16 protein-coding genes and 1 pseudogene are annotated in these 19,575 nt (G+C 73.3%); 6 read left to right on the forward strand and 11 right to left on the reverse strand.

The features are described 5' to 3' along the window. Positions 1–366 precede the first annotated feature (366 nt). From ACWV17_RS31600 to ACWV17_RS31610, 3 genes are all read left to right on the forward strand, one after another. Positions 367–2,169, forward strand: coding sequence for a glycoside hydrolase family 15 protein (locus ACWV17_RS31600; RefSeq protein ID WP_455362381.1), 1,803 nt, complete (start codon positions 367–369; stop codon positions 2,167–2,169). A 128-nt stretch (positions 2,170–2,297) separates the two neighbouring features. Then, on the forward strand, positions 2,298–3,680 hold the full coding sequence (locus ACWV17_RS31605; RefSeq protein WP_455362367.1) for an FAD-binding oxidoreductase: 1,383 nt from the start codon (positions 2,298–2,300) through the stop codon (positions 3,678–3,680). 103 nt (positions 3,681–3,783) lie between these two features. After that, the gene (locus ACWV17_RS31610; RefSeq protein ID WP_455357231.1) at positions 3,784–5,421 is read left to right on the forward strand and encodes a PucR family transcriptional regulator; all 1,638 of its coding nucleotides are present in this window, start codon (positions 3,784–3,786) and stop codon (positions 5,419–5,421) included. Between the two features lie 238 nt (positions 5,422–5,659). Here ACWV17_RS31610 and ACWV17_RS31615 read toward each other — a convergent pair whose 3' ends face one another. The 6 genes from ACWV17_RS31615 to ACWV17_RS31640 all read right to left on the reverse strand — a co-directional run bounded on the left by ACWV17_RS31615 (position 5,660) and on the right by ACWV17_RS31640 (position 12,187). After that, a complete protein-coding gene (locus ACWV17_RS31615; protein ID WP_455362368.1) occupies positions 5,660–6,775 on the reverse strand; it encodes a glycosyltransferase family 4 protein in 1,116 nt (371 codons plus the stop codon). Positions 6,776–6,948: 173 nt separating this feature from the next. Beyond that, positions 6,949–7,758 carry a hypothetical protein gene (locus ACWV17_RS31620; protein WP_455362369.1) on the reverse strand — a complete coding sequence of 270 codons (810 nt, stop codon included), beginning with the start codon at positions 7,756–7,758 and terminating at the stop codon, positions 6,949–6,951. Positions 7,759–8,005: 247 nt separating this feature from the next. Next, the gene (gene recN / locus ACWV17_RS31625; RefSeq protein ID WP_455362370.1) at positions 8,006–9,757 is read right to left on the reverse strand and encodes a DNA repair protein RecN; all 1,752 of its coding nucleotides are present in this window, start codon (positions 9,755–9,757) and stop codon (positions 8,006–8,008) included. A 309-nt stretch (positions 9,758–10,066) separates the two neighbouring features. Beyond that, entirely contained in the window at positions 10,067–10,975 is a 909-nt protein-coding gene (locus tag ACWV17_RS31630) for an NAD kinase (RefSeq protein ID WP_455357227.1), read from the reverse strand. Further along, positions 10,972–11,787, reverse strand: coding sequence for a TlyA family RNA methyltransferase (locus ACWV17_RS31635; protein WP_455362371.1), 816 nt, complete (start codon positions 11,785–11,787; stop codon positions 10,972–10,974). Before ACWV17_RS31635 ends, ACWV17_RS31630 begins: the two co-directional genes overlap by 4 nt. Before the next feature lie 7 nt (positions 11,788–11,794). After that, the gene (locus ACWV17_RS31640) at positions 11,795–12,187 is read right to left on the reverse strand and encodes a hypothetical protein (RefSeq protein ID WP_455362372.1); all 393 of its coding nucleotides are present in this window, start codon (positions 12,185–12,187) and stop codon (positions 11,795–11,797) included. Positions 12,188–12,263: 76 nt separating this feature from the next. Here ACWV17_RS31640 and ACWV17_RS31645 point away from each other — a divergent pair, with 76 nt between their 5' ends. Beyond that, entirely contained in the window at positions 12,264–12,611 is a 348-nt protein-coding gene (locus ACWV17_RS31645; RefSeq protein ID WP_455357224.1) for an SCP2 sterol-binding domain-containing protein, read from the forward strand. On the opposite strand, the gene ACWV17_RS31650 is transcribed toward ACWV17_RS31645, so the two are convergent. From ACWV17_RS31650 to ACWV17_RS31665, 4 genes are all read right to left on the reverse strand, one after another. Beyond that, positions 12,595–13,473 (reverse strand): ABC transporter ATP-binding protein, encoded by an 879-nt coding sequence (locus tag ACWV17_RS31650; protein WP_455362373.1) that lies wholly within the window; start codon positions 13,471–13,473, stop codon positions 12,595–12,597. The genes ACWV17_RS31645 and ACWV17_RS31650 overlap by 17 nt on opposite strands. Next, positions 13,470–14,531 carry a FecCD family ABC transporter permease gene (locus tag ACWV17_RS31655; RefSeq protein ID WP_455362374.1) on the reverse strand — a complete coding sequence of 354 codons (1,062 nt, stop codon included), beginning with the start codon at positions 14,529–14,531 and terminating at the stop codon, positions 13,470–13,472. The genes ACWV17_RS31650 and ACWV17_RS31655 overlap by 4 nt, the downstream gene beginning before the upstream one ends. Next, positions 14,528–15,577, reverse strand: a complete 1,050-nt coding sequence (locus ACWV17_RS31660; protein ID WP_455362382.1) for a FecCD family ABC transporter permease — start codon at positions 15,575–15,577, stop codon at positions 14,528–14,530. The genes ACWV17_RS31655 and ACWV17_RS31660 overlap by 4 nt, the downstream gene beginning before the upstream one ends. Before the next feature lie 95 nt (positions 15,578–15,672). Continuing rightward, on the reverse strand, positions 15,673–16,704 hold the full coding sequence (locus tag ACWV17_RS31665) for an HAD-IIA family hydrolase (RefSeq protein ID WP_455362375.1): 1,032 nt from the start codon (positions 16,702–16,704) through the stop codon (positions 15,673–15,675). Positions 16,705–16,775: 71 nt separating this feature from the next. Here ACWV17_RS31665 and ACWV17_RS31670 point away from each other — a divergent pair, with 71 nt between their 5' ends. Next, a complete protein-coding gene (locus ACWV17_RS31670) occupies positions 16,776–18,053 on the forward strand; it encodes a DUF1015 domain-containing protein (RefSeq protein ID WP_455362376.1) in 1,278 nt (425 codons plus the stop codon). Positions 18,054–18,150: 97 nt separating this feature from the next. Here ACWV17_RS31670 and ACWV17_RS31675 read toward each other — a convergent pair whose 3' ends face one another. Continuing rightward, the gene (locus ACWV17_RS31675; RefSeq protein ID WP_455362377.1) at positions 18,151–18,903 is read right to left on the reverse strand and encodes a hypothetical protein; all 753 of its coding nucleotides are present in this window, start codon (positions 18,901–18,903) and stop codon (positions 18,151–18,153) included. On the opposite strand from ACWV17_RS31675, the pseudogene ACWV17_RS31680 reads away from it, so the two are divergent. After that, positions 18,898–19,575 (forward strand): annotated as a pseudogene (locus ACWV17_RS31680) (hypothetical protein); the annotation flags it as partial. The gene ACWV17_RS31675 and the pseudogene ACWV17_RS31680 sit on opposite strands and share 6 nt — an antisense overlap.

Here is a 19,575-nt window from a genome sequence, read left to right on the forward strand (position 1 = left end):
CCTTGTGAAAAGTCACAGGCGGCCACCGGTCCACGGGGTACCAGGGTATCAGCGAGCGGGACGGGACGCTTCCGGCCGCGCGCCGCCACGGCCCGCGTCGTGGCGGTCACGCTGGGCACTCGTCCGGCATCTCATCACCCTTGGCTCACCCGTTCGGAGTAGTCGCATTGTCAAGACCGTGCCGCGGATCATCACGCTGCGTCGTATCCTGCTCGGACACTCGCTGCCGAGCAGGCCGGCAAAAGGCACCACCCCGCCCGCCCGGAACAAGAGCTCGTCAACGACCCTTGACCGCAGAGAGCGTCCTTCGGGGCGCCGCAGTAAGCGCCCCGAAGGGGCGACGTGGCCGTTCGACTGGAGATGCACGTGGCCGGGCGCATCGAGGATTACGCACTCATCGGAGACATGCAGACCGCTGCCCTGGTCTGCCGGGACGGCACGGCCGACTGGCTGTGCCTGCCCCGCTTCGACTCCCATGCCGTCTTCGCGGGTCTCCTCGGCACGGAGGAACACGGCTTCTGGCGGATGGGCCCGGCATATGCCCCCGGCACCGAGCCGCCGCGCGCCGACCGCCGCCGCTACGTCGGCGACTCGCTGATCCTCGAATCGGAGTGGGACACCCCGCGCGGCACGGTCAGGGTGACCGATTTCATGCCGCCGCGTGACGGCGCGCCGCAGCTGATCCGCATCGTCGAGGGAGTCAGCGGCCGGGTGCCGATGCGCTCGGCCCTGCGGATGCGTTTCAGCTACGGGCGTGTGGTGCCCTGGGTGCACAAGGTGGACGTGCGTACGGTCGCCGTCGCCGGTCCCGACTCGGTGTGGCTGGACAGCCCGACCGAGACGTACGGCAAGGACCTCACCACGTACTCGGACTTCACCGTCGCCCCGGGCGAGCGGCTGGCCTTCACGATCAGCTGGCAGCCCTCCCACAAGGAGCCGCCCGCGCTGCCCGATCCCGAGGGCTCGCTGGAGGCGACCTCGGACTTCTGGCGCGACTGGGTCGAGCACTGCACGTACCACGGTCCGTACCGTGAGGCGGTGATCCGCTCGCTGATCACCCTCAAGGCGCTCACGTACGCCCCGACGGGCGGGATCGTCGCGGCGCCGACGACCTCGCTGCCGGAGGAGATCGGCGGCGTACGCAACTGGGACTACCGCTACACCTGGCTGCGCGACGCGGCGATCACGCTGTCCTCGCTGCTGCGCACCGGATACCGCGAGGAGGCGCGCGCCTGGCGCGAGTGGCTGCTGCGCGCGGTCGCCGGCGACCCGGAGAACCTGCAGATCATGTACGGGATCGCGGGCGAGCGGGAGCTGGGCGAGGCGGAGCTCGACTGGCTGCCCGGCTACGAGAACTCGGCGCCGGTCCGGGTCGGCAACGGCGCGGCGCACCAGCTCCAGCTCGACGTGTACGGCGAGGTCACCGAGGCGCTGCACCTGGCCCATATGACCGGACTGACCCGCAACGACTACGCCTCGCTGCTCCAGCTCAAGCTGATCCGCTACCTGGAGAAGCACTGGGACCAGCCCGACGAGGGGATCTGGGAGGTGCGCGGCCCGCGCCGCCACTTCGTGCACTCCAAGGTGATGGCGTGGGTCGCCGTCGACCGCACGATCAAGCTGATCGAGTCCGGGGACGCGGACGGGCCGCTGGAGCGGTGGCGCGAGCTGCGCGACGACATCCACCGCGACGTCTGCGAGAAGGGCTACGACAAGGAGCGCAACACCTTCACCCAGTCCTACGGGTCGAAGGAGCTGGACGCGTCCCTGCTGCTCATCCCGCAGATGGGCTTTCTGCCGCCGGACGACAAGCGGGTCATCGGCACCATCGAGGCGATCCAGCGCGAGCTGTCCACCTCGGACGGTTTCGTCCTGCGCTATCCGACTGCGGGCGACGAGGCCGGCGTGGACGGTCTGGAGGGAGACGAGGGAGCCTTCCTCGCGTGTTCGTTCTGGCTCGCCGACGACCTGGCGATGATCGGGCGGGTCGACGAGGCGCGCCGGCTGTTCGAGAAGCTGCTCTCGCTCCGCAACGACCTGGGCCTGCTCGCGGAGGAGTGGGATCCGCGGCTGCAGCGCCAGGTCGGGAACTTCCCGCAGGCCTTCAGCCATGTCCCGCTGATCGACACGGCGCTGCGGCTGACGGCCAGCGGCGCGTACGGGGGCTGAGAGCTGGGGCTGACGGCTGGGGCGGGGGGGCTGGGACTGGGGGCTGACGGCTCGCGGCTCGCGAAGGGCGCGGCAGGACCGTCCGCATTACGATGAACAGGTCCTGTCGCCCCTCGGAAGGGGGCATCATGGCTCCCCCCGTCATCGCCGCCCCTGCTCTGGACCGCCTGCGCGAGACCCTCTCCGGCGACGCCTTCACCCCTGACGACACGGGGTACGACGAGGCGCGCGCGCTCTTCAACAGCATGATCGACCGGCGGCCCGCGGTCATCGCCCAGTGCGAGACCGACGCCGATGTGGCCACCGCCATCCGGTTCGGACGGGACCTCGGACTGCCGATCGCGGTACGCGGCGGCGGGCACAGCGTCTCGGGCCAGGCACTCGTCGACGACGGGCTGGTCGTCGATCTGCGGCGGATGCACGCGGTGAGCGTCAACCCCGACACCCGCAGGGCCCACGTCGGAGGCGGCGCCACCATGAGCCACCTGGACCGGGCCACCGAGCCGTTCAGACTGGCCACCACCGGCGGGCGGGTCTCCACCACCGGAGTCGGCGGCTTCACCCTGGGCGGCGGCACCGGCTGGCTCGACCGCAAGTTCGGGCTGGCCTGCGACAACCTGCTCGCCGTCGATCTCGTGACCGCCGCCGGGGAGCACGTGCGGGCGAGCGACGAGGAGAACCCGGAGCTGTTCTGGGCGCTGCACGGCGGAGGCGGCAACTTCGGCGTGGCCACCTCCCTCACCCTGCGGCTGCACCCCCTCGGCACGGTGGCGGTCATGATGCTGCTGTGGCAGGCGGAGGCGGGGCCCGGGGTGCTGCGTACGTACCGCGACGTCCTGGAGTCCGCCCCGGACGAGGTGGGCGGCGGCTTCATCTACCTGACCGGCCCGCCGGAGGAGTTCCTGCCGGAGCACATGGTGGGCCGGCTGGTCTTCCTGGTGCTGATCACCTACGCGGGGCCGGAGGCGGAGGCCCGCAAGGCGGCCGCACCGCTGCTCGCGCTGGGCCCCGAGGCGGAGGTGATCGCCGAGATGCCCTACGCCGACCTGCAGTGCATGCTCGACGACCCGCCGGGCCTGCGCAACTACTGGTCGGCCGAGTACCTCGACTCCTTCCCGGACGAGGCCGTCGAACGGTTCTGCGCCGCGGCCGACAGCATGATCGTTCCCTCTGCCTCCCAGCACGTGCTGTTCCCCCAGGGCGGCGCGCTGGCGGACGCCGGGGCCGGCTACCCGGTGCCCTGGCGTACGTCGCCGTGGGTCGTGCACCCCTTCGGCCTCTGGGAGGACGCGGCCGACGACGAGCGGGGCCGGCGGTGGGTGCGCGATGTACGGGCCGAGGTACGGCAGTGGTCCTCGGGCGCGGTCTACCTCAACTTCATCGGGGACGAGGGCGAGCAGCGGGTGGTGGCCGGATTCGGCCCGGAGAACTACGCGCGCCTCGCCGCGGTCAAGGCGCACTACGACCCCGACAATGTGTTCAGTCGCAACCACAACATCAGGCCACGATGAGGTTGTTCCCGGAACATTCGCCCAGGTAGCGTCCCGGCGTACTCACGCGTACCCACGCACACCACGCCGTACCGACCGGCGAGACACCCCACGAGGCGAATCCTTGGACACACAGGGCGGCGGAATCACCGTGCAGCGGGCACTCGAACTGCCCGGGCTGCGCAGCGGGCTGCCGGAGGTCATGGCCGCGTCGGACCGACTGAACCGTACGGTGCGGTGGGTGCACGCGGGCGAGGTCCCGAACATCGCCTCGCTGCTGAAGGGCGGCGAACTGCTGCTCACCACCGGACTGGGACTCGGCACCCGGCCGGCCGAACAGCGCGCCTTCGTACGCAGGCTCGCCGACCGGGGCATCGCGGCACTCGTGGTGGAACTGGGTCCACGGTTCAGCCGGCTGCCGGTGGCGATCGTGGAGACCGCGCGGGCGGCCGGGCTGCCGCTGGTGCAACTGCACCGCGAGGTGCCCTTCGTGACGGTGACCGAAGAGGTCCACACCGAGATCGTCAACGGGCACTACGCCCTGCTCCAGCAGGCCGAGGAGGTCCACCTCCGGTGTACGCAGGCGCTGCTCGGCGGCGGTGGGATCCCCCAGGTGCTGGGCATCCTCGCCGACTTCACCGGCGACCCGGTCTTTCTCGAGACGCCCGACGGGCAGCTGCTGTACGCGGCGGCCGGCGCGGGCGGTGCGGAACCGGCGCTCGCCGATCCGCTGGAGATGTGGGAGGGGCTGCGCGGCCAGCGGGAGGCACGCGAGGACGGCCCGCCGGCGAACGCGGTGCTGGTGGATGTGCCGGGCGGTGGCCACGGGACCGGGGCGGTACGGGCCCGGATCGTCCTGCTGGCCGTGTCGTCGCCGCTGCTGCCGGTGCACCGGATCGCGGCGGAGCGGGCGGCGGGCATTCTGGCCGTCGTCCTGATGCAGGCACGCCAGGAGGAGGAGCTCGCGGCGCGGGGCCGGGGCGACTTCCTGACCGATCTGGCCGAGGGCCGGATCGCCGCGGAGGACGCGCCCGCGCAGGCCCGGGTGCTCGGCTTCAAGCCGGGCGACGGACCACTGCTGCCGGTGGTGATGCGGCTCGCGGCCGAGCTGTCGCCGACCGGCAACTGGGCGGTGCTGGCCCGGGCGGTGCTGGAGGAGCTGTCCTCGGTCGGGGTGCCGGTACTGCTGGGCGTGCGCCCGGTCGAGGGGCGCGTGCCGCTGCTGCTCGGCCTGCGGTCCGAGTCCGAACGTACGGCGGTGGCGGACCGGGTCGCGGCGGCGCTGCGGGCGGGGGTGGAACGGGCCGCCCTGGAGCGGGCGGGCGGGCACCCGCCGGTGGTGGTCGTGGGCGTCGCGGGCGGCTGGGCGGCGGCGAGCGCGGGACTGCGGCACGCGGCGGAGACGGCGACGGCCGCGCAGGGGCTGGTGGACCGGCCCTGGTACGACGCGCGGCGGCTGGACATCGACCTGCTGCTGTGGCGGCTGCGGGAGCATCCGGATCTGGCGGCGTTCGTGGACCGCGCGATCGGGCCCTTGCGGGCCCATGACCGCGCGTCCCGCCCGCCGTTGCTCCCGACCCTGGAGACGTACCTGGCCCACGCGGGCCGCAAGGCGGAGACGGCGCGCGAGCTGCACCTGAACCGCCAGACGCTGTACAACCGGCTGGCCCGCATATCGGAACTCCTGGGCACGGACCTGGACGACCCGCAGACGGTCCTGGCCCTGAGCCTGGCCCTGAGAGCCCGTCGCCATACGCCCTGACGGGCGGTCGCTGGGACCCCGGCGCTTGCATACCGGGCGGGGGTGGCGCGGCGGGGGCGGTGCCGGGGGCGGGTCGCTCCGGGGTGCCGTCCTGGACTGCATGATTTACGGCGCGTTCAGCCGCACAGTGTCCGACCCGGCACCACGCGCCACAAATCACGCTCCTACGTCCAGGACAACACCCCTCCGCGCCCCGCCCCCTCCGCTTGACACGAAGCGGCCACCCGGCGGCTTGGGCCTAGCCTCTGCGTTCCGTCAGTTCGTCGTAGACCGCCAGGACCTGCGCGACCGTGTCGTCCTCCGTCGGCCAGCCCGCCGCCTGCACGCGTCCCGCCGCCGCGAGTTCGCTTCTGCGCGCCGGATCCGCCAGCAGCCGTTTCACCGCGTGCGCGAACGCCTCCGCGTCCCCGTACGGGACGAGCTCCGCCGCGTCACCCACGAGTTCCGGGACGCCGCCCACCGCGGTGGCGACCAGCGGGACGCCCGCGCGCAGCGCCTCCTGCGCCAGCAGCGAGCGCGCCTCCCAGCGGCTGGGCAGCAGCGCGACATCGGCGGCGGCCAGCAGTTCGGCCGCGTCATCGCGGCGCCCGATCAGCCGGACCGGCAGCGCTTCGGCCTCGATACGGCGCTGCAGCGCCCCCCGCTGCGGCCCCTCCCCCGCGATGACGAGCAGCGGAACGGGGTCCAGGCTCCGCCACTGCCGGGCCGCGTCCAGCAACGTCGCGTACCCCCGGTGCGGCACCAGGCTGCCGACCGCCATCAGCAACGGGCGCCCGACCGCGCCCAGTTCCGCCCTGGCCTTGTCCGACGCGGCATTGCCGAGCGGCTCCCGGCGCGCCGGCACCGTGACCGGCGCGAGCCGCGCATCGCGCGCTCCCCGACGGCGCGCCCGGTCCACCAGGTCGGACGACGTACCCAGTACGACAGCCGAGGCCCTGGCCACCCGCCGCTCCAGCAGGCGCGTGAGGTGTCCCCGCGCGCCCTCGGCGTGCGCTCGCGTGTGCCAGGTGACCACGAGCGGAACCGGCCGGCCGCCGAGCGCGAGGGCGGCCCGCACCGCCGCGTGCAGCCCGTGCGCGTGCACGACGTCCGCCGCGGCGCACACCGTGCGCAGCGCGGCCACCGCGGCCGGATCGCTGCGCCGCGGGACGGGGCTGAAGTGGGCGCCCGCCCCGATGAAGTCGTAGGCGCGATCGGCCTCGGCCGGGGCGCACACCGTCACCCGCAGACCCCTCGCGGCCAGCCCCGAGGCCAGCGACCTGACGTGCGCGCAACTGCCCGCGCTGCCCCCGCCCAGTACTTGGACAGTACGCAACGGCGCCTTGCCGTACGGCGGGACCGGGGTGCTGCTCACGTGGGCGGAGCTCCTGAGTCGGGCGTCGGACGGTGCTCGGACGGAACGGGGAGGACGAGCGGGCCGGCAGAAGTGCGGCATGCCGCTGCCGCCAAGGATGCCAGTACGTACGCCCGTTCCGGCACCGCCATGGGGAGGATCCCCCACCGGTGGCCACCACGGCAGCTCCCGGATCACTCACACGGGTGAGTCATCCCCCAACGCGCCACCGTACGGCTGACCTTGTCCCCATACACGGCCGCCGCGACGACGCCCACCGCATACGCGGCGACCCCGGCCCGGCCGTTGCCCGCGACGACGGCGACGCCCAGAGCCGCTCCCAGCGCGTGCGCGCCGACGTCACCGATCATCGTGCGCTCGCCGAGATCGTCGGCGGCGACCGCGGCCGCGGCACCCATGGGCGCGGCGGCGAACGTTCCCGCCGCGCCGCCCTTCAGCAGCACCGGCGCGCCGATCGCGAGGACGGCCCCGGCCGCCGCTCCCGGACGTACGTCCACCAGGTTGACGAGATGGGCGGTGCCCGCGATCACGACGCCCGCCAGGAGCTTGTCGACAGCCCGGTCCCCGAGCAGCGCACCCGCCACGAGCCCGGCGCCGCCGATCCCGAAGAGCTTGACCGCACCGCTGGTCACTTCCCCCGCGCGCAGGGCGGACAGATGCGCCCGGAAGCCGCGCCGCGGATCGTCCGCTCCGGCCAGGTCGTCGTACGCGCCACAGGCCCCGCCGGCCAGCACGGCGAGCACCGCGGCACCGCGGGCCCGGGCGGGGACGCCGGGTGCCGCTGCCACCCCCGCCGCGGCACCCACCGCGGCCGCGGGTCCGGCGAGGAGATCGACGACGCGCCCCGCGTAGTTCTTCCGCCGCCATCGCGCGGCTCCGCCGGGCGGCCGTCGGCGCAGCGCGGCGTATCCGCTGCGGGTGACGCCAACTGTCGTGCCGAACACGGCGGTTCTGCTGAAGCGGATACGGTGCCCGGCTGCCATACGGCCCACCCTATGCGCGCGCCACCCGCCCCGGGGTCGCGGGCTTGAGTCCGCCGGGGTGAGCGCTGCACGCCTGGCTGCTGGCACCGCCGGACAGGATCCGGACCATGCTCGCGGGATGCACCACGCCAGCGAACCGTCACCGCGTCGGACGGGCGGTCCGCCGGGGCGGCCGGGCCATGCCGGGCGAGGTGGGCGCACCACCCGCCGATGCCGTCGCGCCCGTGCGGGTGGGGGCTTGCGGGGGTTAGGGAGTCGCCGCGTCCGCGCGGGCCGCCGCCAGTAGTTCCTCCGCGTGCGCGCGTGCCGTCTCGGAGTCCTCCTGGCCGGCCAGCATCCGCGAGAGCTCGCGCACCCGGTCCTCGCCCTCCAGGACCGTCACGCCACTGCGCGTGACCGACCCGTCGTTCGTCTTCTCGACCAGCAGCTGCCGGTCCGCGAAGGCCGCGACCTGCGGCAGGTGCGTGACCACCACGACCTGCGCGGACTTGGCGAGCTTCGCCAGCCGCCGGCCGACCTCGACGGCCGCCTTGCCGCCCACGCCCGCGTCCACCTCGTCGAAGAGATACGTCGGCACCGGGTCCGAGCCCGCGAAGACCACCTCCACGGCGAGCATCACCCGGGACAGCTCGCCCCCCGAGGCGCCCTTGGCGATGGGCCGCGGCTGGGCGCCCGGATGCGGGGCGAGCAGCAGCTCGACCTCGTCGGCCCCCGACGTGCCGTAGGCGACGAGCCGGCCGCCGACCTCGATGCCGTCCGGATCGTCGTGCTGCCGGATGTCGATCGTGACGCGGGCGTGCGGCATGGCGAGCGACGCCAGCTCCGCGGTGACGGCGTCCGCGAAACGCGCCGCCGCCTCCGTCCGGGCATCGGTCAACGCCTGAGCCAGGCCGGACAGTTCACCGCGCAGCGCATCCCGCTCCGCGGTCAGCTCACCGATCCGGTCGTCGTCGCCGTCCAGCTCGGTGAGCCGCGCGGCGCCCTGTTCCGCCCACGCCAGTACGGCGGCGATGTCCTGCCCGTACTTCCGGGTCAGTTGCGTCAGGGCCGCCCGCCGCTCCTCCACCGCCGCGAGCCGCAGCGGATCGGCGTCCAGGTTGTCCGCGTACCCGGCCAGTTCGCCGGCGATGTCCCCGAGCAGGATGCCGATCTCACCGATCCGGTCGGCGAGCGCGGCGAGGGCGGCGTCGTGGGAGCGTACGGCCTCCACCGCCCGGTGCGCGCCCGCGACCAGCGTGGTCGCGTCGACACTCTCCGGGTCCTCCGGGTTGCCCGCCAGCGCGGCGTGCGCGACGGCCGCGGCCGACGCCAGCGCCTCGGCGTGGCCGAGCCGCTCCGCCTCCGCCGCGAGCTCCACGTCCTCTCCGGGCAGCGGCTCGACCCCCGCGACCTCGTCGAGCCCGAAGCGCAGCAGATCGGCCTCCTGAGCCCGCTCGCGGGCCCGCGTGGTCAGCTCGTCCAGCTCCGTGGCCACCGCCCGCAGCCGCCGGTGGGCCGCCGCGTACTTGGCGTGCGGGACGGCCACCGCGTCTCCCGCGTACCGGTCCAGCGCCTGCCGCTGCCGGGCGGGCCGCAGCAGGCCCTGCTGGTCGGTCTGCCCGTGTACGGCGACGAGGTCGTCGGCCAGCTCACCGAGCAGCCCCACCGGCACGGACCGCCCGCCGAGGTGGGCGCGCGAACGCCCCTCCGCGGAGACGGTACGGCTGATCAGCAACGCCCCGTCGTCGAGTTCGGCGCCGGCCTCCTCCGCGCGTACGGCGGCGGGCGCGTCCGGCGGCACGGTGATCCTGCCCTCGACGACGGCGGCCTTGGCCCCCATCCGTACCAGGGCGGGGTCGGCACGGCCGCCGAGCAGCAGCCCGAGGCTGGTCACGACCATGGTCTTGCCCGCGCCGGTCTCGCCGGTCACCGCGGTGAAACCGGGCGACAGCTCTACCACCGCGTCGTCGATGACCCCGAGCGACCGTATCCGCATCTCCTCCAACACGGACACGACCATACGAGGTCCGGGGCCCGGTGTGCGACGGGCCCCGCCCCCTTCACCCGCGCGGGCCCCCGGACGGCGGTCCCCCCGGCAAGATCCAAACGAGAGGCCTTAGGGCCTGTCCGGCGGATCTTGGCCGGGGCCACGACGTCTGGCACGGCACCTCGCCGCGTTGCCGAAATGCCCGAATAGCTCCGCTATTAGGGCACTCCGGCGCCTTGCGATGCAGCTCCGCATCCAAGGGCCTGGAAAAGAGCGGAGACGGAGCGAAGCGCAGTGCACCAGACGCCGCGTCCTATCCGGCCCTGATCCGCCGGACAGGCCCTAGTGCGGCGCCCCTCGCCAACCCGCGACCGGCAGCGCGAACTTCGCCACCAGCCGGTCGGTGAATGACGCGTGGTGCAGCCGGGCGAGCCGGACCGGGACGGCACCGCGCCGTACTTCCACCCGCGCACCCGAGGGCAGTTCCAGCGTCCGGCGGCCGTCGCACCACAGCACCCCGTGCGGCGTACCGGGCTGCACCTCCACCGCTAGCACCGAGGTCGGCGAGGTCACCAGTGGCTTGGCGAACAGCGCGTGAGCGCTGATCGGCACCATCAGCAGCGCCTCCACCTCGGGCCAGACGACCGGCCCGCCGGCCGAGAAGGCGTACGCGGTGGAGCCGGTCGGGGTGGCGCAGACGATGCCGTCGCAGCCGAAGCCGGAGACGGGCCGGCCGTCGACCTCCAGGACGACTTCGAGCATGCGCTCGGCGGAGACCTTCTGCACGGCGGCCTCGTTCAGCGCCCAGTCGCTGTACACGACGTCGCCGTTGTTGCGGACGACGACGTCGATCGTCATCCGCTCCTCGACCTCGTAGGCGCGGGTGACGACCCGGTCGACGACCTTGTCGAGGTCGTCGCGCTCGGCCTCGGCCAGGAAGCCGACGCGCCCGAGGTTGACGCCGAGCATCGGCACCCCCGAGGCGCGGGCGAACTCCGCACCGCGCAGCAGCGTCCCGTCACCCCCGAGGACGACCAGCAGCTCGCAGCCTTCGAGTACCCCGGGCGATGCTTCTGCCACCAGTTCCACCGATGGCGGCAGCGGCAGATCGGCCGCCTCGGCGGCGAGCACCCGTACCCCCAGGCCGCTGCGCAGCAGCCCCTGGACGACGAGCTCGGCGCTGCGAATCGCGGCCGGACGGCCGGTGTGCGCCAGGAGAAAGACAGTTCGTGCTGCTGATGTCGTCGTCAACGCGGCCCCTCCGCCACTGCACGGTCCACATCCGCCGGGTCCAGCTCGGGCGCCCCGGCCCTGAGCCACAGAAAGTACTCGACATTGCCGGACGGCCCCGGCAGCGGACTGGCGGTGACACCCCGCACCCCGAGGCCCAGTTCACCCGCCTGCCGCGCCACCGTGCGCACGGCCTCGGCGCGCAGCTCCGGGCTGCGCACCACCCCGCCGCTGCCCAGCCGCTCCTTGCCCACCTCGAACTGCGGTTTCACCATCAGTACGAGGTCGGCGTCCGGCGCCGCGCACCGCGCCAGAGCCGGCAGCACCAGCCCGAGCGGGATGAACGACAGGTCCCCCACCACCAGGTCCACCGCCTCACCGTCGATCACGTCGAGTGTCAGTTCACGGACGTTGGTACGGTCCTTGACGGTGACGCGTTCATCGCTCTGCAAGGACCACGCGAGTTGTCCGTAGCCGACATCGACGGCCACGACCTCGCGCGCCCCGGCCCGGAGCAGTACATCCGTGAAGCCACCGGTCGACGCCCCCGCGTCCAGCGCCCGCCGCCCCGCCACCGTCAGCCCGAGCGGTACGAACGCGGCCAGCGCGCCGGCGAGCTTGTGGCCGCCGCGCGAGACATAGTCCGGGTCGCTCTCGTCGGCGCGGACGACGACCGCCGCACTGGTCTCCACCTGGGTGGCGGCCTTGGTCGCGGTGGTGCCGCCGACGGTCACCCGTCCCGCGGCGATCAGCTGGCTCGCGTGCTCGCGCGAGCGGGCGAGCTTTCGGCGGACCAGTTCGGCGTCGAGGCGGCGGCGTGCCACTCCTGCCACGTTCGGTTCAGCTCCTGTTGTCGTGCACGGAAGGACCGGAAGAGGCCCCCGGGGGCGCCGGAGGACCCGGGCGGGCGTCGAGCGCGGTCAGCGCGTCGCGCAGCCCCCGGTGGACATCCTCGTACACCTCGATGTGCCCGTCCGCCGGGAGGTGGTCCGCGTCCGCCAGCCGCTCGAGCTGCGCGTCCACGCCGGCGTCACCGGTGGGCGTGCGGGACACACCCAGCGGCGCGGGCGCGGCGGGCTCGTAGGACGGCACCTGCGTCATCGCCTCGTCGTCCGCCCGCGTCATCGCCTCGTCGTCCGCCTGCGGGATCGCCTCGTCGTCCGCCTGCCGGGCCCGGTCCTCCGCCCGCCGGCCCGCGGGCTCCGCCTCGGGGCCCGGCCATGAGTCGCTCATGCCCCGACGCTACCCCGAACCGCGCTCTCTCCGGCGAACAGTGGCCTGTCCGTGGCCTGAGGTAACGTCGCTCACGATGGCGACGATCAAAGAGTGCCGCGGCGCACTCGACACACTCTCGGACAACCTTGCGACGGCCGACGGCGAGGTGCGCAGCGCGGCAGCGCTGGACCGCTCGCTGAGCTGCCACATCACCGATCTCGACGCGACCTTCATGGGCCGGCTCGCCCAGGGCCGGATCCAGGTGACCGACACCCTGACGGGCCCGCCCCCGGAGAAGGCGCAGATCCGGCTAGCGATGACCGGCGACGACCTGGTGGCCATGGTCGGGGGCGAGCTGAAATTCGCGAAGGCCTGGGCCTCGGGCCGGGTCAGGCTCGAGGCCGGCTTCCGCGATCTGCTGAAGCTCAGGTCGCTGCTGTAACCGCTGCCGCGGCCGCCTCGGGCGTACGTGCCCTGCGCGCGGCCGGCACCACCAGCGGCGTCCCGGTCTCCGGATCGTCGATGACCTGGCAGCGCAGCCCGAACACCTTCTCCACCAGCTCGGCCGTGACGACCTCGCCGGGCGGACCCTCGGCGACCACCTCGCCGCCGCGCATGGCAATCAGGTGCGTGGCATAGCGCGCGGCGTGGTTGAGGTCGTGGAGTACGGCCACGAGGGTGCTCCCCTGCGTCTCGTGCAGCTCGGCGCAGAGGTCGAGGACGTCGATCTGGTGCTGGATGTCGAGGTACGTCGTCGGCTCGTCGAGCAGCAGCAGCGGGGTCTGCTGGGCGAGGGCCATGGCGATCCAGACCCGCTGGCGCTGGCCGCCGGACAGTTCGTCGACGAAGCGGTCGGCCAGTTCCCCGACGCCCGTGGCGGCCATGGACTCCCCGACGATCCGCTCGTCCTCCGGCGACCACTGGCGCAGCAGGCCCTGGTGCGGATAGCGGCCGCGCGCGACCAGGTCGGCGACCGTGATCCCGTCCGGGGCGATCGACGACTGCGGCAGCAGTCCCAGCGTCCTGGCCACCTTCTTGGCCGGCATCGAGCCGATGACCTGTCCGTCCAGCAGCACCCGGCCCTGCGAGGGCTTCAGCATCCGGGACAGCGCGCGCAGCAGGGTCGACTTGCCGCAGGCGTTCGGGCCGACGATCACCGTGAACGAGTGGTCGGGTATCTCGACGGAGAGGTTCTCCGCGATGACCCGCTGGTCGTAGCCGAGGGTGACGTTGTCGGCGGTGAGGCGCTGCACGTGCGTACTCCTGTCCGTGCTCCTGGAGGTCCCGGAGGCCGTCGTCTTCATATGCGTCCTGCCTTGCGCTCGGTGACCAGCAGCCACAGCAGATAGACACCGCCGACCAGTCCGGTCACCACACCGACCGGCAGCTGGTCCGACCCGAAGGCCCGCTGCGAGGCCCAGTCGGCGATCAGCAGCAGCGCGGCGCCCATCAGGGCCGCGGCGGCGAGGTTGGGCCCGGCCGAGCGGGTGAGCCGCCGGGCGAGCTGGGGTGCGGTCAGCGCGACGAAGGCGATGGGACCGGCCGCGGCGGTCGCGACGGCCGTGAGCAGTACGGCGCTGAGCATCAGCACCAGCCGGGTGCGCTCGACGCGGACGCCCAGGGCGTATGCCGCGTCGTCGCCCATCTCCAGCATCCGCAGGGCCCGCCCGTACCCCAGCACCACCGGGATGAACACGCAGCACACGGCGAGCAGCGGCCAGACCTGGGCCCAGTCCCGCCCGTTGAGCGTGCCGGTCATCCACATCACGGCCCGGGTGGCGTCGACCAGTTGCGCCTTGGTCAGCAGGTAGTGGATTCCGGCGGTGAGCATCGCGGACGCGCCGATGCCGACGAGCACCAGGCGGTAGCCCTGGATGCCCCGCTTCCACGCGAGCAGATAGACGGCGACGCCGGTCAGCAGTCCGCCGGCGACCGCCCCGGCGGCGACCTCCGTGGCCCCGCCCTTGAACAGGACGATGACGACGAGCGCGCCCACCGACGATCCGTAACCGAAACCGATCACGTCCGGACTGCCCAGCGGATTACGGGAGACGGACTGGAAGACCGCGCCCGCGATCCCCAGCGCCGCACCGACGAGCAGCCCCACGAGCACACGCGGCAGCCTCAGGTCGTTCACGATGAACTCCTGCGCGGGGGTGCCGCCGCCTGTCAGCGTGGTGACGACCTCGCCGGGCGACATCGGGTAGTCCCCGCTGCCGATGAGTACGACGGCGACGCCCAGCGCCACCGCGGCAAGCAGCACGGCGACGACGCACGCCCGGCGGTCCACCCGGAACGAGAGGCCGCCCGGGGTGCGCAGCGCGGCGGGGCCGGGGGTCCTGCCCCGGGTACGGACACTCACAGCTGGGCCATCCTCCGGCGGCGTACGAGATGGATGAAGACGGGCCCGCCGATCAGCGCGGTGACGATCCCGACCTGGAGCTCCGAGGGCCGCGCGACCATGCGTCCGACGACGTCCGCGCCGAGCAGCAGGACCGGTGAGAGCACGGCCGCGTACGGCAGGGTCCAGCGCATGTCCGGCCCGGTGATGACCCGGACGAGGTGCGGAATCATCAGCCCGATGAAGACGATCGGCCCGCAGGCGGCGGTCGCGGCCCCGCAGAGCAGGGTGACGGCGGCCATCGCGAGGACGCGGGTACGGGTCAGATGGGCGCCCAGCGCCCTCGCCGTGTCGTCACCCATCGCCATGGCGTTGAGCGGGCGGCCGATGGCCAGGGCGAGTCCGATGCCCAGGGCGAGGAACGGCAGCACCTGACCGACGGTGGCCATGTTGGCGGACGCCAGTGAACCGACCGTCCAGAAGCGGAGTTTGTCGAGCGCCGCGGAGTCCATCAGCTGCACGGCGTTGATGTAGCCGTACAGCGCGGCGGTGGCCGCGGTGCCGGCCAGCGCGAGCCGCACCGGGTTCGCGCTGCGGCTGCCGCCCAGCAGGTAGACGAGCACGGAGACGGCCGCGGCCCCCGCGAAGGCGAACCACACGTACGCGGTCAGCGAGGAGGCCCCGAGGAAGCTGATGGCGGAGACGACGGCGGCCGCGGCTCCCGCGTTCACGCCCAGGATTCCCGGCTCGGCCAGCGGGTTACGGGTGAGCGCCTGCATCACCGCGCCGGCGAGCCCGAGCGCCGTACCGACGAGCAGCCCGAGCAGCGTGCGGGGGATGCGCACCTTCTCGACGACCACGTCGGTGGCGGTGCCCGTGTTGTGGAACAGACCGTGCCAGACCTGGTCCAGCGGGATCGGCTTGGCGCCGATGGCGATGCTCGCCAGGGCGACAAGCAGCAGCACGCCGAGGGAGACCAGGAGCCCCGCGGCACGCGCCGCATTGCGTTTGCGGGGCGCGGGGACCGGCTGCGCGCTCTGTTCGGGTTCGGGAGGGCTGTCGACCAACACGAGGTTAGGTTAGCCTACCCTCTGATCGGCCCTCGACCGGCGGGCTTCCCGCATCCCACACCCCCGCCAACTCCCCTGCGGCGCCGGACGACTCACAGCCCCAGCCGGGACAGCGCCTTCCCCGCGTCGAGCGTGCAGGAACCGTTCCCCGCGTGCGTCCAGGCCGCCGCACACAGCGCCCGCAGGCCGTCCAGGACAGCTCCGTCGCTCCCTTCGAGGGCCAGCTCGTCGCCCGTGACCGACGCGGTCCACCCGCCACAGACGAATCCGCCCCCCGCCTCGGTCACTTCGGGCTGGCCGGTGAGCAGCCCGCGCAGATCGGCGTCGACATAGGTCGGCCGGTGCCGGGGCTCGGCCGCCAGCAGCTGCGCCGCGTCCGTCACCCCGGTCAGTACGAGCAGCGAGTCCACGCCCCCGTTGAACGCCCCCTCGATATCGGTGTCCAGCCGGTCGCCGACCACCAGCGGCCGCTCGGCACCGGTACGCAGGATCGTCTCCCGGTGCATCGGCGGCAGCGGCTTGCCCGCGACCTGCGGCTCGGCGCCGGTGGCGATCCGTACGACCTCCACCGCCGCGCCGTTGCCCGGCGCGATCCCGCGCGCACTCGGAATCGTCAGGTCGGTGTTGGACGCGAACCACGGCACACCCCGCGCGATCGCGTAACACGCCTCGGCGAACCGCCCCCAGGCCAGCTCGGGCCCGCCGTACCCCTGCACGACCGCGGCCGGACCGTCCTCCGCCGACTCGACCAGCTGCAGCCCCCGCTCGCGCAGCGCCGCCCGCAGCCCTTCCCCTCCGATCACCAACACCCGCGCTCCCGCCGGAACCTGGTCGGAGATCAGCCGGGCGACCGCCTGCGCCGAAGTGATCACGTCCGTGGCCTCGGCGGGCACACCGAGTTCGGTCAGGTGCTCCGCGACCGCCTCGGGCGTCCGCAGGGCGTTGTTGGTCACATACGCCAGGTGCATCCCGTCCTCGCGGGCGGCCGCGAGCGACTCCACGGCGTACGCGATCGCCTCGCCCCCCGCGTACACCACCCCGTCCAGGTCGAGCAGGGCGGTGTCGTACGCCTCGTCGAGCGTCCGCGTGCTGCCCGCGGGCTGGGTCCTGCTCTGCCGGCTCATGGTGTCCACTCCTCGCTGGGTGCGCATCCCCCGATCATCGCGCATCGCCGTACCCCATTTACCATGCACCAATGAGCAGAACTGGGGCCGCGGACCGCGGACTGCGCCTGATCCCGTTTCACGGACTGCGCTATGTCCCGGAGCGGGTCGGCAGCCTCGCCGCCGTCACGTCTCCGCCGTACGACGTCGTCGTCCGGCCCGACGGCCTCCACCACCTGGAATCCGCGGACCCCCACAACATCGTGCGGCTGATCCTCCCGCAGGCCGCCGGCCCCGCGGCCCGCAACGAGAAGGCGGCCGACACCCTTCGCCGCTGGCTGTCGGAAGGCGTCCTCGCCGCCGACACCGAGCCCGCTCTGTACGTGTACGAACAGCGCAGGGGCGACGTCCTCCAGCGCGGGGTGATCGGATCGCTCGAACTCTCCGCACCCGACGCGGGCATCGTCCTTCCCCACGAGGACGTCATGCCGCACGTCGTCAAGGACCGCGCCGACCTGATGCGCGCCACCGCGGCCAATCTGGAGCCGCTGCTGCTGACCTATGTCAGCGGCGGCGACTCGACGGGAGCGGCGGCCGTCATCGAGCGCACGGTGCAGAGTGCGCCGCTGCTCTCCACCACCACCGAGGACGGCTTCTGCCATCGCCTCTGGTCGATCACCGAGGGCGCGGAACTGGCCGAGCTCACCGCCGACCTGGCCGAGCACCAGGCCCTGATCGCCGACGGGCACCACCGCTGGGCGACGTACCTGCGGCTCCAGTCCGAGCACGCCGCGTCGAGCCCCTGGGACTTCGGTCTGGTGCTGCTGGTCGACACGGCCCGCTACCCGCTCCAGGTCCGCGCGATCCACCGCCTGCTGCACCGCCTGCCGGTCGCGGACGCGCTCGCCGCCCTCGCGGGCTCGTTCCGTGTCCGTACGGTCGAGGGCCCGCTCCCCGCGGCGATGGAGGCACTGGCCGAGGCGGCCGCGCACGGAAACGCCTTCCTCCTCGCGGGAGACGGCTCGTACCACCTCGTCACCGACCCCGATCCCGGGCTGCTCACCTCGACGATCCGCCAGGACCGGCCGGAAGCCTGGCGCCGGCTCGACGCCACGGTGCTGCACGCCACCCTGCTGGAGCGGGTGTGGCACATCCCGGACGCGCCGGAGCACATCGCGTACATCCACGACACCGAGGCCACGGTGGAGCAGGCGGAGCGCCGGGGCGGTACGGCGGTGCTCATGCATCCGGTACGCGAGGAGGTCGTCCGGGAGCTGGCCCGTCAGGGCGTCACCATGCCGCGGAAGTCGACGTCGTTCGGTCCGAAGCCGGCCACGGGTCTGGTCCTGCGCAGCCTGACGACGGACTGACGGCGGACTGACGGCGGACTGACGACGGACCGGCCGACCGGCCCGGAACGGCAAAGGGCGGCACCCCCGTGGGGATGCCGCCCTTTCTCACGCAGGATCAGGCGTTGTCGTCCTTCTCCTCGGCCGCGTCGGCCGCGTCGGTTTCCTCGCTCTTCTCGGTCTCCTCGGTCGCGGCGGTGGCCTCCGTAGCTGCGGGCTCCTCGTCCTCTTCACCCTCACCGAGGGCATCGACGAACTCCACGCCGTCCATCTCGGCCAGGCGGTCGGAGGCGTCCGTGGCCCCGTCCTTGTCGGCCTCGAGCGCCTTGGCGAACCACTCGCGTGCCTCGTCCTCGCGTCCGGCCGAGAGCAGTGCGTCGGCGTACGCGTAGCGCAGGCGCGCGGTCCACGGCTGCACGGAGTTCGACGCCAGCTCCGGGCTCTGCAGGGTGACGATGGCGGCGTCGAGCTGCCCCATGTCCCTGCGTGCGCCGGCGGCGACCAGGCGCATCTCGACCTGGCCCGCCTTGTCGAGCTTCTGCACCTCGGGCTCACCGGCCATGGCCAAAGCCCGCTCGGGACGGCCGAGACCGCGCTCGCAGTCGGCCATGACGGGCCACAGCTCCGCTGAGCCGGTCATCCGCCGGGCTGCCCGGAACTCGGCGAGCGCCTCGGTGTACTTCTGGGTCGCGTACGCGGCGAAACCGGCCGCCTCGCGTACGGCAGCCACACGGGAGGCGAGCCGGAGCGCGATACGCGAGTACGCGTACGCCTGCTCGGGATCGTCGTCGATCAGCCGGGCGACCATGACGAGGTTCTTGGCGACATCCTCGGCCAGGGTCTTCGGCAGGCTCATCAGTTCCTGGTGCACGTCCTTGTCGATCTCGTCGCCGGTGACGTCCTCGTCGATCGGCAGCCGCTTGATCGGCTCCCGGTCACGGTCCCGGTCGTCGCGACGCCCGTAGCCGCCACGGTCCCGGTCGTCACGCGGGCCCCGGTATCCGCCGCGGTCCCGGTCGTCGTCGCGACGCGGCCCGCGGTACCCACCGCGGTCGTCGTCCCGGCGCGGGGCACGGTCGTCACGTCGGAAGCCACCGCGGTCGTCGTCACGGCGCGGGGGCCGGTCGTCGCGCCCCCGGTAACCGCCACCGGCACGCTCGTCCCGGCGCGGCGGACCGCTGGGCCGGTCGTCACGGCCCCGGTAACCACCACCGCCGGCCGGACGACCACCACGGTCATCGCGGCGGTCATCACGACGGTCGTCGCGGCGGAACCCACCACGGTCGTCCTCACGACGCGGAGCCCGGTCGTCACGGGGGAAGCCGCCGCCCGGACGGCCGCCCCGGTCATCGCGCCGGTCGTCACGACGGAACCCACCACGGTCGTCGTCACGACGCGGGGCACGGTCGTCGCGGCGGAAGCCGCCGCCGGCCCGCTCATCACGGCGCGGCGGACCGCTGGGCCGGTCGTCACGGCCGCGGTAACCGCCACCGCCGGCCGGACGACCACCACGGTCATCACGGCGGTCATCACGACGATCGTC

Source organism: Streptomyces mabaensis, from assembly GCF_053763515.1.